Origin of the sequence: Pectobacterium sp. 1950-15 (assembly GCF_037136835.1) — a bacterium.
Lineage (GTDB): Bacteria > Pseudomonadota > Gammaproteobacteria > Enterobacterales > Enterobacteriaceae > Pectobacterium.
In genome coordinates, this window is the sequence record NZ_JBBBQR010000002.1 from 142220 (window position 1) to 157821 (window position 15602).

A 15602-nucleotide genomic window follows, 5' to 3' on the forward strand; every position below is an offset into this window, starting at 1 on the left:
ACAAATCACTCCCCCCTGACCAAAGTAAAGAAATTTACCCGGCTGGCAGCCACCTCATGCTGTTGCTGCTCCCGATATGCACGCTGCTGGTCTGCTAATGGCGTGATGATGCGCTCCCAGATTTCATGGAAATAGGATCGGGTTTGCAGTAACGCATCGATCCAGGCGCAAAGCTCGGCATGCGGCTTGTTTCTGCCCGCGATATAGCTGTAACCGCACGTTCCATCTTCCAGCTGTACCGCTGCGCGGGTCACGGTCATATCGCCCACAATAAAGCGCGGGCCATCAACCTCCATTCTCCCCTGTAGCTGGATCAAACCAATCTGCGTCGGACGTAAGAGCTGGTAACCCGTAGGGAAATTCAACGTTCCCCAATATTTTTCCAGAACGGTCGGATCGCTGTGAGCGAGAATGGACATCCAGCGCTGTCGCTGTGTTAACTCTGACATCTACTCCCTCCCCGCTGGCAAGGTACGTGAGAGATAAGCAAAGCAGGCGGTTTGATCCTGAGGCACAGCCGAAAGATCCGCCGTGTTTTGATAGCACTGACGCGCCGTATCGAAGAATTCGCTTTGGATCGCGGAACGTTGGAAAAGCGTCTGGGCCAGATCGAGATCTTTCAGGCGGATAGATAACGGGACAGACACGGTTTCACGCGGGTTCAGATAGCGATCCAGCATGACTTCCATATAGGTCGAACGACCGCGCCCCAGCGTTAACGCGTTTGCCAGCACATCGGGAGCGATGCCGTGGCCTTCCGCCACCAACAGCGCTTCCGCCGCCACCAGCAGATGCACCGCCTCACAATAATTATTAATCACCTTCATGGTTTGTGCGCTGTGGTTACTCGTCATCCACACATAGCGATCCGACAGACTGGTGATGACATCGTTAACTGCGCGGGCAAAATCATCCACACACGGCCCCACCCAGGCGGCAAGCTTGCCCTGCCGCGCGCCCTCCGGCCCGCCCGACACCGGGCATTCCACATAATGCGCGCCGTGTTGGTGAAAAAAAGCCTCCATCCAGCGGCTCTCTTCCGGCCCTATCGTGCTGATATTGAGTAACAAAGGACGATAGCGGGTCAGCTTCTGTATAACCGCCTCCGACTGAAAAACATCGCGTATCGCCTCCGCATCCTTCAGACAGATGAGCACAACTTGTTTTTCCTGCGTAAACAGCTGGTGCAGTTCAGCGACAGCTTGAGCGCCTTCGGCGCCAACCTCGCTCGCTTTACTGTGAGTCCGGTTGAACACACTGAGCGAAAACTGACGCTGCAATAGTCTGAGCGAAATCGCTTTTCCTAATACACCAACACCAACTAAAGAAACAGAATGGGTCATATCGGCAATCCTTGTCGCTAAGGGGGTGGGCAATACTCCAGGTATTGCCGCTCATCAAGAGGTCTGAGGGGGTGCATTAAGAAACTGCATAAATGCATCGCGGTTTTGAGCAGGAGACGTCGCAGGCCGCCCCAGATCGCTGCGATGGCCGACGCGGCATTGCACCTCAATGAACTGGCTGCTGTGCGCCCGCAGCGCCTGTTGCAGCGCCGTCTGCAAAGCGTCTTCTGTCTCGGCGTAATACGTGTCGCCATAGCCGCTGGCAGCGGCGAGGGGTGCCAGCGGTAAGCGGGACGCCGCCGTGGGCTGCCCTCCCACGGAGTCATGGGCGCCGTTGTTGATGACAATGTGTATCAGGTTGCTGGCCTGAGCAGTGTTCGTCAGTCCGCCCATGTGCATCAGCAGCGCCCCATCCCCATCCAGACACACGACTTTCCGCTGCGGCTGCGCATCACATAGACCCAGCGCGATCTGGCTGGCAAGGCCCATGCCACCGACAGTGAGAAAATCTCGCTGATGCCCTTCGCTCCGCTGCTCACGCAGCTCATAGAGTTCGCGGGACAACATGCCCGTGGTACTCACGATAGGAAGATGAGAGGGCAGCACATTCAGGCAGGCAGCGACGATAGCTTCCCGCCGCATCAGTGTCGGTTCAGCAGTTGCCTTGGCAGATGTCGCTGGCGAGGAAAAGGTATTTTTTCTCACCACCAGTGCGACAGGACGATGTTCGTCATGCGCACGCTGGAGCAAAGCCTGAATATCATCCCATCGAGGCGGGGTATGGCTATCCAGAACAAGATGCGGAATATCAAGGACATCGAGCTGAGCCAACGTGACTCGCCCCTGCATTACATGCTGTGGCTCATCGTGCAGCTGCTTTCCCCCGTCATCGACTTCACCACGCCAGCCAATAATGAGTAACAGCGGAATACCATAAACATCCGGCGTAGCCAGAGAACAGAGAGGATTGATCGCATTGCCCAACCCTGAGTTTTGCATATAGACCACAGGCAGCGTTCGCGTCGACAGATAATGTCCTATCGCCATCCCTATCGCGCAGCCTTCATTACTCGCGATCCGGTGCGCAAGCCCACTGTGATTACTTTCAATCGCCAGACAAAATGCCTTTAATAATGAATCAGGGACGCCACTGAAAAAATGCACGCCGCGTTGAGCAAGAAATTCAATAAGCTTATTAGGGTCAATCACAATAAACCTCTCCTTCGCATCATGCTGTATTTAATAGCGATAATGACGATTTAATTTTTCATTATGTGATTACAGTAATCAGGGGCAATATAATTATTTAATTAAAAACAGAAATTTACTTCAGGAAATAATTTACTTCACCAACATGGATTGTTATAAAAATAACAACAAACCAATAACGCCAAATAATAGCGTTATAAAATAATTATACTGACACCCTAATCTATTTCGCTATCGCGTGCCGGGTATAAGATCCAAAATATCTTTTATCGACATGCATTTATCCTCAACTTCCAGCGTTCGACCATGCTTGAGGATTTCTGGCAAAATTGACTTCATTGCAGGATAAGCCGCACGTAGCATATGGTTTGCATAAATCACGATATTAAACCCGCCATCAATCAGCTGATCGAAAGTAATATCGTTAAAACTGGTAGGAACGCAAACCAGAGGCAAATGTGGGTAATGATCGCGGAATTGTCTGGCGAAAGCTAAAATTTCGGAAGGGTTCTTATGCCGGCTGTGGATCATAATCCCATCTGCACCGGCATCCGCATAATGCAGGGCACGGTTGATCGCATCTTCCATACCGACGTCCAGAATCAGGCTCTCAATACGGGCGATCAGCATAAACTCAGGCGTCAGCTGTGCTTTTTTGGCGGTCGTAATTTTTTCGCAAAAGTCCTCTACGGAAGCCTGCGTTTGCTTTACGTCATTACCAAATAAAGAGTTCTTCTTCAGGCCGGTTTTATCTTCGATAATCATGGCGGAAATACCCAGATTTTCGGCAGCCCGGATGCGATGAGCCAAATGCTCCGTTTGCCCGCCAGTGTCGCCGTCAAAAATTAACGGGCGAGTGGTAACATCAAATATTTCCGTAATCGCATGGAAACGGTGGCTGATATCGACCAACTCCGTATCGGGTTTTCCCCGCAAAGTGGAATCGGTGAGTGAACTAGACCAAAATGCATCAAATTGATAATGAATATCGCCATCTTCATAAGCGGCTTGTTCAATTAATAAAGCAGAAAGCGGGCTGTGAGCCTCCATCACACGAATGCCTTTTTGCTGCTGTAATAATTCACGGAGCGCACTGCGGCGTGAACCCGGCGTGCACCCCTTATAGGAATCCGTCGGGGTATGATTAGATAAAATAACAGACATGGTTATCTCCTATGTACCATAGAGTTGGGGGTATACTTTCCCTAGTAAACCAAGCGCAACAATCACAAAACCACACAACGTTATATACCCTAAATAATTCGAGTTTCAGGACAAACGTTAACGTTTGAACAACGCAAAGCGTTGGCCCGCTAGGGCAAGGCTTATTTATAAGCCTTGTAAGGCGGCAAGTAAGTGATTCGGGTGACCGAATGAAGCCAACGCACATGTAACTTGAAGTATGACGGGTATATTTATTTAAATTAAATATACCAACAGCTCGATTCTATTCTTTGAAAACAACACTTCAATAGGGGTAAAAATTTTTTGTTTATTTTTTAATTTCACCTACCTTATTGAAATGGAATCGATTTGAACGAGAATAAAATTAATAAAACAGGACATTGGTTGACACACATGACTTTATTCATACTAAAAAACTAGAAATTTAGTTTTTTTTGGTTATTTAATTCGATACACAGCGACTATGTCATGGGGAGAGAGAAAGGAAGTCGTACTCTTATGCATGCTCATCGCCGAGCCTATCACTCGCAGCTAAACCATTAGGATGAGAAATCGACAATATTTTCAGGTTATCATGAACTTATGGCAATCTGATTTCTGTTTCACAATCGCGGTGTGACACGATATCAAAGCATGCCTCTTACCCCCTCCCCCATTTACACTGTTTTAAACGGTTATTTACATTTGTGTAAATATCGATGTATGAACACCAGTTTGTTGGTATAACTGTAATCATTATCAAATAGATACAACACAGTAATCCCCCGAAATCTTGCCTGCACATGCCGCTGATCACGCGCGATGCTGTCGGCATGATGACTCAACAACAGGCTAAGAATTTACGCTATGACATCAATCTCTGAATCACTCACCGCATTGGTGAAGCGCCGCGCGCAGTTGCGCGAGATGTTCACGACACATCAATTCGATGCGCTCGATACCCTGCTAGAGCAAGAACATCAGGTTTGGCTGGACGGTCCTAACCTGCCTTATACCTATATTTGGCACATTAATTCGCTCTTTGACCCAGCGCTGTCTGATGCCGATATTCTGTCGCACTTGCAGGCCTGGGTTGCTGCCCACCCTGAGAGCTATCACGCCACTCATCTGACCGGGCAGTATTGGGAGAATGCCGCGGCGCGGATTCGTACTGCAAACGGTGGGCAATATGTCGAAGACGATCGCTGGATGGGTGCTGAGCTGGCACGCGATCTGGGCGTGGCGGCTTACCTGCGTGCCAGTGCGCTACATCAGCGACCTGCCCTGACCTTTTCACGCCTGTTTCGTCTGACCTGCTATTTAGGCGAACCACAGTGGCTGGGTGTCCTACTGCAAGGCGGTGAGCCGCTGACCTACGCACAGCGTCAGGCGCAGGTGGAACCCGCGCTGTGGGAAGCGGGTCTAGAGCACTTGCGCAATGAAGGTGCGCAAACGCTTGTTGAGCTTCCTGTCGCGTTACCCGTTTCACTGCCAGCCAGAGAAGATCATGAGTGGGAAGAGCCCATGAACTACTGGCTGCGCGTCACATTAGGCGTTCGCCCACAGGACCTGGCGATTCGCAAAGAGTGCGTTTACTTCCTGTACCCACGCTGGGGCGGCAGCCACGAGGCCATAACGCAATTTATTGATGGGCCACTGTGTGAAGCACTGACAGAGCCCGAACGTAACAGCCTGCGCGTGACCCAATGCTGGGACTATGTTGGCTATGACGTGCTCCTGCCTGATGCTCAGGACACAGAAAGCGTCGCATACTGCCGAAAAACCTTCGATTGGTTGCTAACGCTTCAACTCGACGTAGATGTTCGGGCTAAAGTGCTGCGTAAATATGCCAGCTTCTTAAGCACATACGCACGAACCGAAGAAGGTGGCGAGATCCACTGGAATAAAGTCACGATGCAGAAGGCCTATGACCTGATGGTTGAATCCTGGCAGGTTGACCTTCCTGAATCACATCCTGATGAGGGCATGCTCGACACGTTAATCAGCTGTGTGAATTTTGCCGGAATCGAAGATAGTTTTAATTTAATGTCGAAATGTCTGGAGCGCTGTCAGGCGTGGGCAGACTCAGCGTATGAGACAGCTATCGCAGCCCTCGCCAGTAAATTCGGCTTCTACGGTATCGCAAAAGGCCAGTTTGATAGCGATGCGCTGCTCGCACGTTGCCGCTTCATGAAATCAGAGACGAACTTCGGTCAAGCGGCTACTAACCTGTTCGAGTTCGTTTCTGAGGAAGCGGGCGTATTCCTGATGCACGAAGCCGCCGACTGGGGTGAAGCCTCTTCAATGGCCACATTGTCGGATCTCTACTCCGGCCATCTTTCCCGCCGCAACGGTCGCGATCCTTCACCTTACGAAGATCAAGAAAAATCAGACTACTGGCAGGAACGGGCCGCAGATGCCGGCAATGAGATTTGCCAGTACAACATTGCCTATTGCCTGATCAGAGATAATGAAACGCTGTCGCCAGCGCAGTACCAGCGCGCACGCGAACTGATGTTCGGCGTACTGCATCGCCCCAACGTGGGGAGAGCGGTGTGGACACGTGCAGCAAGGGAATTGAGCACGCTGCTGCTGTTTAGCAACATTCCTGAAGATCAGGCACGCTGTGTGGATGTCGTCCTGCCCGAATTATGGAGCGACGAAGATGACGATAACCGTGACTACGCAGCAGGTTACTACGCGTATGCGTTCCGTAATGGCGCGGGTGTCACTCAGAATAGCTATCTGGCCAAAATATGGATCGACCGGGCGCTGGAAATCAGCCCCGATAGCCAGTACAACCACGATCGTGCGAACGAAATCTATCAGCGGGGCGGTATGTTAGGCGGCGTTCGCGCGAAGATGGGTTTCAACCGCGACAAAGCGAAAATAGATGCGCGTGGACGCGCGATCACGTTTGGTGATGACGCTCATCAGGAGCACCAGTAAACCACACCAACTCTTCTCATCACTTTGTTTTATATAAAAATAATATAGCGATGAAACTGAGGTTGATCGTTTTACCCGGCGTAAGAAATTATGCTGAGGAGGGAGCAGGTTTAGGATGAGCCGCATGGACGCGGCGAAAGCTTGCGCCACGTCGGACAAAAACGTCAGAGACGTTTTTGAACAGCACTTGTGCTGGCCCGAAGGGCGAGTCCCATTTATGGGGCGAGTAACCGTGTCGCAAGCGGTCCGTTAAGCCTGATACCGACGAAGGCATCGCGTAGCGACATAATTTAGCCGGAAGCCAGGGTTCACAGGGCGACGGCGACTGAGCCGCCCTGTGCGGGCGCGTGCTACGGAGTAGCATGAGAATAGCCGTATTGTGGCGCACGAAACCGTCTCCGCGTTCACATAGAATGTGACTAAAGAGCCACTTATCACGGTGAAATAACCGCATCATGTTAGTGGGGCAGCACCGCTGCCTCACTGACTATCAGACATCCGTCAGGCGTTTGCGATCGACCTTACCGCTGCCAGTTTTGGGCAGCTTGTCGAGTACCACAATGCGTCCCGGCACCATGTAAGCCGGTAGGAACTGATGCAGCTGTTTGCGCAGCGCCAGCTTGGTCATCTCGGAACCGGGTTTATATTCCACGTAGCCGACCAGCACCGCCTCATCCCCTTCGCCCTGAAGTTTGACGGCTGCATCCTGCACCTGTTCGATCCGTTTCAATTGCGCCTCGATTTCCCCTAGTTCGATGCGAAATCCCCGTAATTTCACCTGATCGTCGAAACGGCCAAGATACTGATAGCGATCGCCCGTCAGCAGCCGGACTTTATCGCCGGTGCGATACATGCGCTGTCCAGACTCCGCCTGCTGAATAAAACGATCCTGCGTCAGATCGTCACGCTGCCAGTACCCGCTGCTCAGCGCTTCACCGAGAATGCACAGTTCGCCGACCATCCCTTCCGCCAGCGGATGGCGATCGTCATCGATCACCAGATGCTGATAGCCCGCCAGCGTGTTCCCCAGCGCGACCGTGTGCTGGTTCTCCAGAATGGCGCTATCGATCTGCGCCATCTGCGACCAGATCGTCGCCTCGGTTGGCCCATAGCAATTCCACAGCGTCCTGCAACGGCTGACCAGACGCTGCGCCAATCGCAGATCCAGCGCTTCACCGCCGCACAGCGCCACCAGATCGGGTTTACCCTGCCAGCCCGCCTTGAACATCATGCGCCAAAACGCGGGCGTGGCCTGCAATACGTTGATTTCCGGCCGAGCCTGCAAATACGCCGCGACCGCCTGCGGATCTTTGTATTCCTCATGCGTTGTCAGGTGCAGCACACCGCCGACCCACAGCGGCCCAAACACCTCCAACATGGAGATATCGAACGCCAGTGTGGTAATCAGCAGCCAACTGGCTTTATCCGTTAAAGCCAGCCGTTCTACGCTGGCATGAATAAAGGTTTGCAGCGCTCGCTGACCAATCACAACACCTTTTGGTTTCCCCGTCGAACCGGAGGTAAACATCATATAGGCCGCCGTTTCCGGCCCACCAGCCTGTGCCAACTGTACGCTCGCCGTAGAATCGCTGGCGGCATACGGTAAATCGCTGAGGTTCAGGATCGGGCAGTCAAACGCCAGCGAACCACCGGTATAGCTGTCCTGCAAGACCGCCGCTAGCATCGCTTCCTGCTGAATCGCCTGTAGACGTTCCCCCGGAAAGTCCGGCTCCAGCGGCACAAACGCCACCTGAGAAAACACGCAGGCCAGCAGCGCCGCCACGGTGTCCGGCTGACGGCTCAGATGCAGCCCCACCCGCTGGCCGGCAGTGATGCCCTGCGCAGCCAGCCTCTGCTGAATCAGCGCCACACGCTGCAGCAGTTCCCGATAGCTGATTTCACGCTCCTGAAAGCGAATTGCCACGCGATCCTGACGCGCATCCTGAGCAAGGCGCGCCAGCAGTTCATCGTGCAGGGCAGGCGTCGCCGCCCTGTGCGGTAGCGGCGCCACCTGCGGACTGAGGCGAATCTGTGTCAGCCGCTCCCAGCGCTGTGCCAGCAGCCCATCGAGCAACTGCGTGAGATGGCGGGAAATACTCTGTAATTGCCGATTATCGAACTGTCCGTCAGGCGCCGTCAGAATTAACCGATCGTTCTGCACCTGTACGATCAGCGCCACGTTTTGCGCCGCTTTTTGTACTACCACAGATAACGATGCCATATCCCCAACGATAAGCAGGCTGCTAAACAGCGCATGCTGAGTTTCAGTTGGAGGAATCTCTGGCGCAGACTGCGGATCGCACGCCGATCCCACCGCAGCGATCCAGTCGCTGACCAGACGATCGCGCTGGTGAAAATGTGCGATCAGCGGCCTTACGTGGTCAGGGAGATCGGACGCGACAAGCGCAGCGCACACCGGCTCTTCACCGCTGTATTTGTACAGCAGCCAGCTCCACGCCGCACTTACTAGCGGCGTGGGATACTGTCGGGACAGCTCACTGCTGTGGCGCTGTTCACCGTGCGCGGCCCCCACCCGCTGCCCGAAGGCCGTGGGCTGCTGAATGTCTGCCAGTGGGTTCCCCACCGCTTCATTACTCCCTGTCATGACAGCATTTCCTCATTGGCGGTAACCCTCGACTGTGCCAGATACTCGCTCAGCGCCTGCGGTGACGGGTAGCGCTGCAAGAGCGCCACGCTCACCGGCTGCGCTAACGCGCGGCTCAATGCCTGTGCCAGCACAATACGCTGGAGCGAATCGATACCGCATTCACACAGCGTCTGTGACCAGAGACCGGATTCAGCGAGATGCAGCGTCTGCGCCCACACGCGCAACAGCGACTGGGCTGACGGCGTATCCGGCTGGCTAATACCGCTATCTGCCACCGTTTTCTGCGCAACCCCCGAGCCTGTCGCTTTCTCATGCCCGATCATCTCGGCTGGCTGCTGCGGCGCGCTATTGATCAGCGCCACCACCTCGTCATGCCAGCGCATCAACACCCGACGCGCCTGCGCACTGTCCAACACATCGGCATCAAACTCGAAACGCAGCAGCATGCAGCCCGCCTGCTCACGCACCACCAGATTCAGCGGCATCTCGACTTTCTCATAGGCGGCTGAAAACTCGGGAGATAACCGATGCGGCTCGTCAGCGCGTTGGCCCGGTTCTGCTTTCGCGCCGGGCCGATTTTCATTAACGGGATAGTTTTCATAAATAAACAGGCTGTTGAACAGACGCGGGCGTCCGGCCGTCAGGGCAATCAGCGACTGCGTAGCATGCTGGTTCATCGCCATCAGCTCATTCTGCAACTGCACCAAATGCTGTTGCAGCGACATCGGCTGCTGCCAGCTTAGCGCCAGCGGCAGGCTATTGATGTACAGACCCACGCTGCTCGCTACATCGTCCACCGGGCTTTCCCTGCCCGACAGCACGTTCCCGACAATACTGACCGCATCGCCAGTCGACCGAGCTAGCAGCCGGTGCCAGGCGTATTGCGCGATAATACTGTGCGTGACACCCACTTCGCGGGCAAACGCGGTCAACGTCGCCTGATCCTGTTCGTTCAGGCTCACGCTGGTAACCTGCGGTTCAATCTGTGTCAGATGCTGGCTGAGATCGGCGCGTTTGCCTGCCGCCGCAAACAGCACAGCCACATCGTTCGTTTGCGCCAGCAGCGGCTGCCGCTGCTGCCAGAAAGCCTCAACGGCAGGCTGCTGCGCCACGGCGTGCAGCGCATAATCCACATAGGCGCGATCGACCTGAATCGTGGGTGTTTCACCGCGCATTAGCAGCAAATAATCACGGTGTACCGCACCCAACAGCTGTGGGCCGCTCCAGCCGTCAATCACGCTGTGATGGCAGCTTAGAAGCACGCGATAGTCCTGCTCGCCCAAACGGAAACAGGCAATGCGCAACAGCGGCGGCTGTGACAAATCAAATCCGGTGCGTAAATCCTGCTGGCGATAACGTTCGATGACCGCCTGTGGATCGGCCTTCTGCGCGACATCCTGATAGTAGAAAGGCAGGTCTGCCTGCTTCACAATCACCTGCACGCTGGCCTGTTCGCTTTCCAGCGCGGCACGCAGCGCCGGGAACCGCTGAATCTGACGCTGCCATGCCTGACGATAACCTTCCACATCCAGCGCCTGCGCATAGCGAATCGGCGTTTGCAGATGATAGGCATCGTCCAGTGGGCAGCGCAGGCGGTGATACAGCATCGACTGCTGGAGCGAGGACAGCGGCAACAGCGTGTCGATGTCATAACGCTGTGACAGGCTATCGAGCTGCGTCTGGCTGAGCGTCACCGCCGGGAAGTCGCTGGGGGTAAAGACAGTGCCGTGATGTAGCTGAGCCAGACAGGCTGCCGTCAGCGCACGCAGATTCTCAGTCAGCCGTACCATCAGGCGTTCACTGTCACGCTGGTTTAAGCAACCGACCTGACGCAGCGTCAGTTGTCCGCCCGCAATACCGCCGTGGAGACTGATAATCTCTGCCGGTTTATTCTCCAGCGCGACACAGACTCCCGGCGCGACGTCCACCGGACGCCATATCCCAGCGGCATGAACCGACAGCCCAAGATAGTTAAACACAATCGGCGAGAGCGTCAGCGAACTGCCCTGCGGGTGATGGTAGCGCAGCGGGTTAAACCCAACGCCTTTATCCGGCACCTGACGCAGCTGTTCCTTGCTGGATTGAATCAGAGAAGCCCAGTCGGGCCGATCTTGCAGACACACCGGATAGGTACTGGTAAACCACCCCACCGTGCGGCTGACATCCAGCGTCGGATCAATCGCTTCACGGCCGTGCCCTTCCAGCATGATGCGCGCGTTGTCGCCCCAGCCGAGATCGTTTAGCGTGCGGGTCAGCGCCGCCAGCAGCAAATCGCTGACGTCAGTATTGAAAGCCCGATTAGCCTCGCTCACCAGTTGGCCCGTGGTTTCTGCATCCAGCGTCAGTATCGCGGCGCTGGCATGACCCTGTGGATCCTTCGCTGCCAGTAACGCCGTCTGATCCACGCCGTCTTCCTGCGCCTGCCAGTACGTCAGCTGTTCCGCCTGCTGCGTAGCGTAGTGGTGCAGCGCCGTGCCCCATTGGCGATAGCTCGACGTTTTCGGCGGCAGCGGTTCACCGCCGTACAGCCGCTCCAGATCGTCAACCAGAATGCGCCAGGACACGGCATCGATCACCAAATGGTGGAAAGCGAGGAACACAGCCGTGTCCGCCTGCGGATGGTGACGCACCAGCGCGGCAGCCATCGTTCTTCCCTGCGCAGGAGCGAATTCACTCTGTAGCGCGGTAAACGCCTGCTGCAGGCCGTCGTCACCAAGCTGACGATAATCCAGCGTCGACACCGCTGGGCAAGGTACATCCGTCAGATAACGTTGCCCTTCGGCATCACAGGCCAGACGCAGCGCGTCATGTTGCGTCATCAGCGCCTGCAACATCGTGGTAAGGCGGCCAGCATCCACTTCCGGCAACTGGATCATCGCCGCCTGATTCCAGTGCTCAGGGCGTGCCAGCGGCTGCTCCATAAACCAGCGTTGAATCGGCAGCAGCGCGAATTCGCCTTCCAGCGTGCCCTGCTCCGCCACAACACCTGTATCACGATCATTCTGTGCCAGCACGCGACACAGACGCCGCACGCTTTTCGCTTCAAAAACATCCTTCACCGTGCAGGCATAGCCTGCACTGCGCAGGCGCGTCGTCAGTTGAATACTGAGGATGGAATCGCCGCCTAAGCGGAAAAAGTCATCCTCAACGCCCAGCGGCGTATTCAGCACGCTGCGCCAAATCGCCAGCACGTCTGCTTCCAGCGGGTTGTCAGCTTCGCCATCGCCGTCGCTCGCTTCCAGCACCGGCGGCAGCTGTTTCGTATTGAGCTTGCCGTTCGGTGTCAGCGGCATGTCTTCTAGCAGAATCAGCCGGAACGGCACCATGTATTCCGGCAGGTGCTTCGCCACATCAATCAACACGGCGGCAGGTTCCGGCGTGTTGTTGTCGGCTTTCACCGTCGCATAAGCGACCAGCGCCGGACGGCTTCCCACCTGCGCCACGATAACTTTAACCTGCTTCAGCGACGGGCAGACCGCCGCCAACTGCGCCTCGATTTCACCCGGTTCGATGCGATAGCCACGCAGCTTGATCTGCTCATCAATACGGCCACAGTATTCATAGTCACCGTTGTTCAACAGTCTGGCCTTGTCACCCGTGCGATAAATACGCAGCGTCGCCGCGCCCTGTCCGGTACGGTTCACGTCATTCAGCGTGATGTGTTCAAAGCGGCTGGCGGTCATCTGCGGCTGGTTGAGGTAGCCGCGCGCCAGTCCAAGCCCTGCAAGGCACAGTTCGCCCGGCACGCCCGCCGGGCACAGCTGTCCGGCAGCGTCCAGAATCAGCGCCTGAATATGCGCAATGGGTTTACCGATGGTGACAGGCTGACCTTTACGCAGGCGGGTACTCAACGCGGTGACGGTACACTCCGTCGGCCCGTACATGTTGTACAGCGCGACCTTATCGGCCCAATTTTCCACCACGGCGTTCGGACAGGCTTCACCGCCCATGCCAATGGCCTGAATGCCGTTAACCTGTTTGGGATCGAGAATCGACATCAGCGCCGTCGGCAGGATCAGGTGTGTCGCGCCCGCCTGTTCGGCCTGCACAATCGCCCGATCGTTGGGCTCGCCAAACGCCAGCGTGCCACCACGGCTTAGCGGCAGCAGTGTCGTCATATTACCGGCATCAAAGGAGAGCGACATGCAGTTGAACATGGTGCTTTGCGGCGTGAAATCGATGCGATCGCGATGATCGTCTAACAGATTGATCAACGAACCGTGTTCGATCATCACGCCTTTTGGCAGACCGGTCGATCCCGAGGTGTAGATCACCTGTGCCAGCTGTTGTGCATGGCGTGGAATAGCGGGAGGCTCATCACCCGGCAGATCGTGCCACTGTGCGACAACGGCCGGATCGGCCAGATCGATACGTTGTTCGGCTGACCACTGTGCCAACTGTTCTCCATCGCCGCCGAGAATCACGGCAAGATTGGCATCGGTAATGATGTGGCGCAGCCGCTCTGGTGGATAGTCGGGATCCAGCGGCACATAGGCGGCGCCCGCTTTCCAGACGGCCAGCAAGGCAATAACAAAATAGCGATCGCGTTTCGCCAGCACGCCAACCAACGACTGTTCGCCCAGTCCCTGACGGTGCAGCCAGTGTGCCAACTGATTGGCCTGCCTGTTCAGTTCGCCATACGTCAGCGTATCGGTGCGCTGTTCACCGTCAAAAGCAATCGCCAACTGCTGAGGATCGCGTTGTGCCACGGCTTCAATCACGTCGGTTACGGTTAACAGCGGCTGCGGGTAGCTACGCGGCAACTGCTGGCTTTCCGCCAGCACGGCGGCAAAGCGATCCGCCTCCATCAGCGGCAGATGCCAAACATCGGTTTCCGGCGCCTCAACCACGGCTTCGATCAGCCGGATAAAGCGGTCGGCGTAATACTGGATCGTCTGGCGCTCAAACAGCGCGGTGGCAAACAGCCAATCCAGCCGCACCTCACCCATTAGTTCCGTCACCTTGACCGAGATATCGGTCTTGGCGGGCAGCACCGGCGAGGTTTCCTCCGCCGCATCACAGCCGGGGATCAGATCGTTGAAATCCACTTTAGCCTGATACACCAGCATCACCTGGAAGATCGGGTTGATCGCCGTGGTGCGATCGGAACCGATCGCCTCGCTCAGTGCTTCAAAACGGTAAAGCTGATGATCGAAGGCCGATAGATCCTGTTCACGACAATATTGCAGATAATCGACAAAACGCTGGCTGTCCTGCAACTGAGTACGCAGCACGATGGTGTTGACGAAGAAGCCGACGACATCTTCGATATCCGGCCGTTCGCGGTAGGCCAGCGGCGAACCAATGACAATGTCTTTCTCACCGCTGATGCGCGCTAGCATTAGGGAGAACACCGCATGCAGGCCAATGAAGTTAGACGTATTGTAGCGCTGACACAGGCGTTTAAATTTATCCCACAGATCGTTGTTGATCGCGGAGAAAATGACCTCGCCGCCGCTGTTCTGGTGTGCCGGGCGCGGTTTATCCAGCGGCAGGCTGTGTACTTCAGGAATCCCCGTCAGCCGCTCAACCCAGAACGGTTTGAATTCGTTGTGGTAATCCAGAAATGCGTTGGAATTGAACCAGTGTGCGTAGTCGATATAGTTAAGCTGAGTAGGCTCGACGGGGTAAGGCTGGCGGTTTTGACAGGCCAGAAAAGCCGGTTTGAAGTCCGCAAATAGATTCTTCACCGACCAGCCGTCGGAAATAATGTGATGCTGGGTGATCATCAGAATGTGCACCCGTTCGCTCATTTTCACCAACCGCACGCGGGTGAGATCGCCCGCGGTGAGATCGAACGGACGACTGATTTCCGCTTTCACCTGCTGCTGCAAGCGTGCTTCCCGTTCCGCTTCCGGCAACGATGAGAAATCATCATGCTGTATCACAAACGGTTGATAGGCATCGATACGCTGTTCGCCCTTACCCTGTTCATTGACCACAAAACGGGTGCGCAGGCTGGCGTGGCGCTGCGCCAGCACGTCAAAGGCAAACTCCAGTGCAGCCACATCCAGCGTACCGGTCAGGCGAAAATAGACCGGCATGTTGTAGAGGTGTGATTGTTCTTCGTACTGTTCGATAAACCACAGCCCGCTTTGCGATGACGACAGCGGACCAGACGTGGCATTCTGCGGCGTAATGGGACGTTCAAACGCCTGCTGCGCCATCAGGCAGCGCACGATGGCGTCTTTGTTTTCCTTGATCGTGCGCCCGATGTCTGCCGTGATCGCATCTTTGCTGGACTGCGAAATCAACTGCCCCTGCGCATTTAACGCCAGACGGACGCCCTGCCGTTCCAGCTGCTTTAACAGCGTTACGATATCTTTCAT

Annotated in this window: 7 protein-coding genes; 1 reads left to right on the plus strand and 6 read right to left on the minus strand. The window is 55.4% G+C overall.

The window, feature by feature from the left end:
• Positions 1-5: 5 nt before the first annotated feature.
• The 4 genes from phnG to aepX all read right to left on the minus strand — a co-directional run bounded on the left by phnG (position 6) and on the right by aepX (position 3716).
• A complete protein-coding gene (gene phnG, locus WCT94_RS02720) occupies positions 6-449 on the minus strand; it encodes a phosphonate C-P lyase system protein PhnG (protein ID WP_336867810.1) in 444 nt (147 codons plus the stop codon).
• Positions 450-1343 (minus strand): NAD(P)-dependent oxidoreductase, encoded by an 894-nt coding sequence (locus tag WCT94_RS02725; RefSeq protein WP_336867811.1) that lies wholly within the window; start codon positions 1341-1343, stop codon positions 450-452. It lies immediately after the preceding gene.
• 54 nt (positions 1344-1397) lie between these two features.
• Positions 1398-2552 (minus strand): phosphonopyruvate decarboxylase, encoded by a 1155-nt coding sequence (aepY, locus tag WCT94_RS02730; RefSeq protein WP_336867813.1) that lies wholly within the window; start codon positions 2550-2552, stop codon positions 1398-1400.
• 231 nt (positions 2553-2783) lie between these two features.
• Positions 2784-3716 carry a phosphoenolpyruvate mutase gene (gene aepX, locus WCT94_RS02735; protein ID WP_336867815.1) on the minus strand — a complete coding sequence of 311 codons (933 nt, stop codon included), beginning with the start codon at positions 3714-3716 and terminating at the stop codon, positions 2784-2786.
• A gap of 867 nt (positions 3717-4583) precedes the next feature.
• Here aepX and WCT94_RS02740 point away from each other — a divergent pair.
• Complete coding sequence (locus WCT94_RS02740; RefSeq protein ID WP_336867816.1) at positions 4584-6665, plus strand: DUF4034 domain-containing protein; 2082 nt, start codon at positions 4584-4586, stop codon at positions 6663-6665.
• A 490-nt stretch (positions 6666-7155) separates the two neighbouring features.
• Here WCT94_RS02740 and WCT94_RS02745 read toward each other — a convergent pair whose 3' ends face one another.
• Both WCT94_RS02745 and WCT94_RS02750 read right to left on the minus strand, forming a co-directional pair.
• Positions 7156-9270, minus strand: coding sequence for an amino acid adenylation domain-containing protein (locus tag WCT94_RS02745; RefSeq protein WP_336867817.1), 2115 nt, complete (start codon positions 9268-9270; stop codon positions 7156-7158).
• Positions 9267-15602: a non-ribosomal peptide synthetase gene (locus WCT94_RS02750; RefSeq protein WP_336867818.1), complete on the minus strand. Its 6336-nt coding sequence runs from the start codon at positions 15600-15602 to the stop codon at positions 9267-9269. The genes WCT94_RS02745 and WCT94_RS02750 overlap by 4 nt, the downstream gene beginning before the upstream one ends.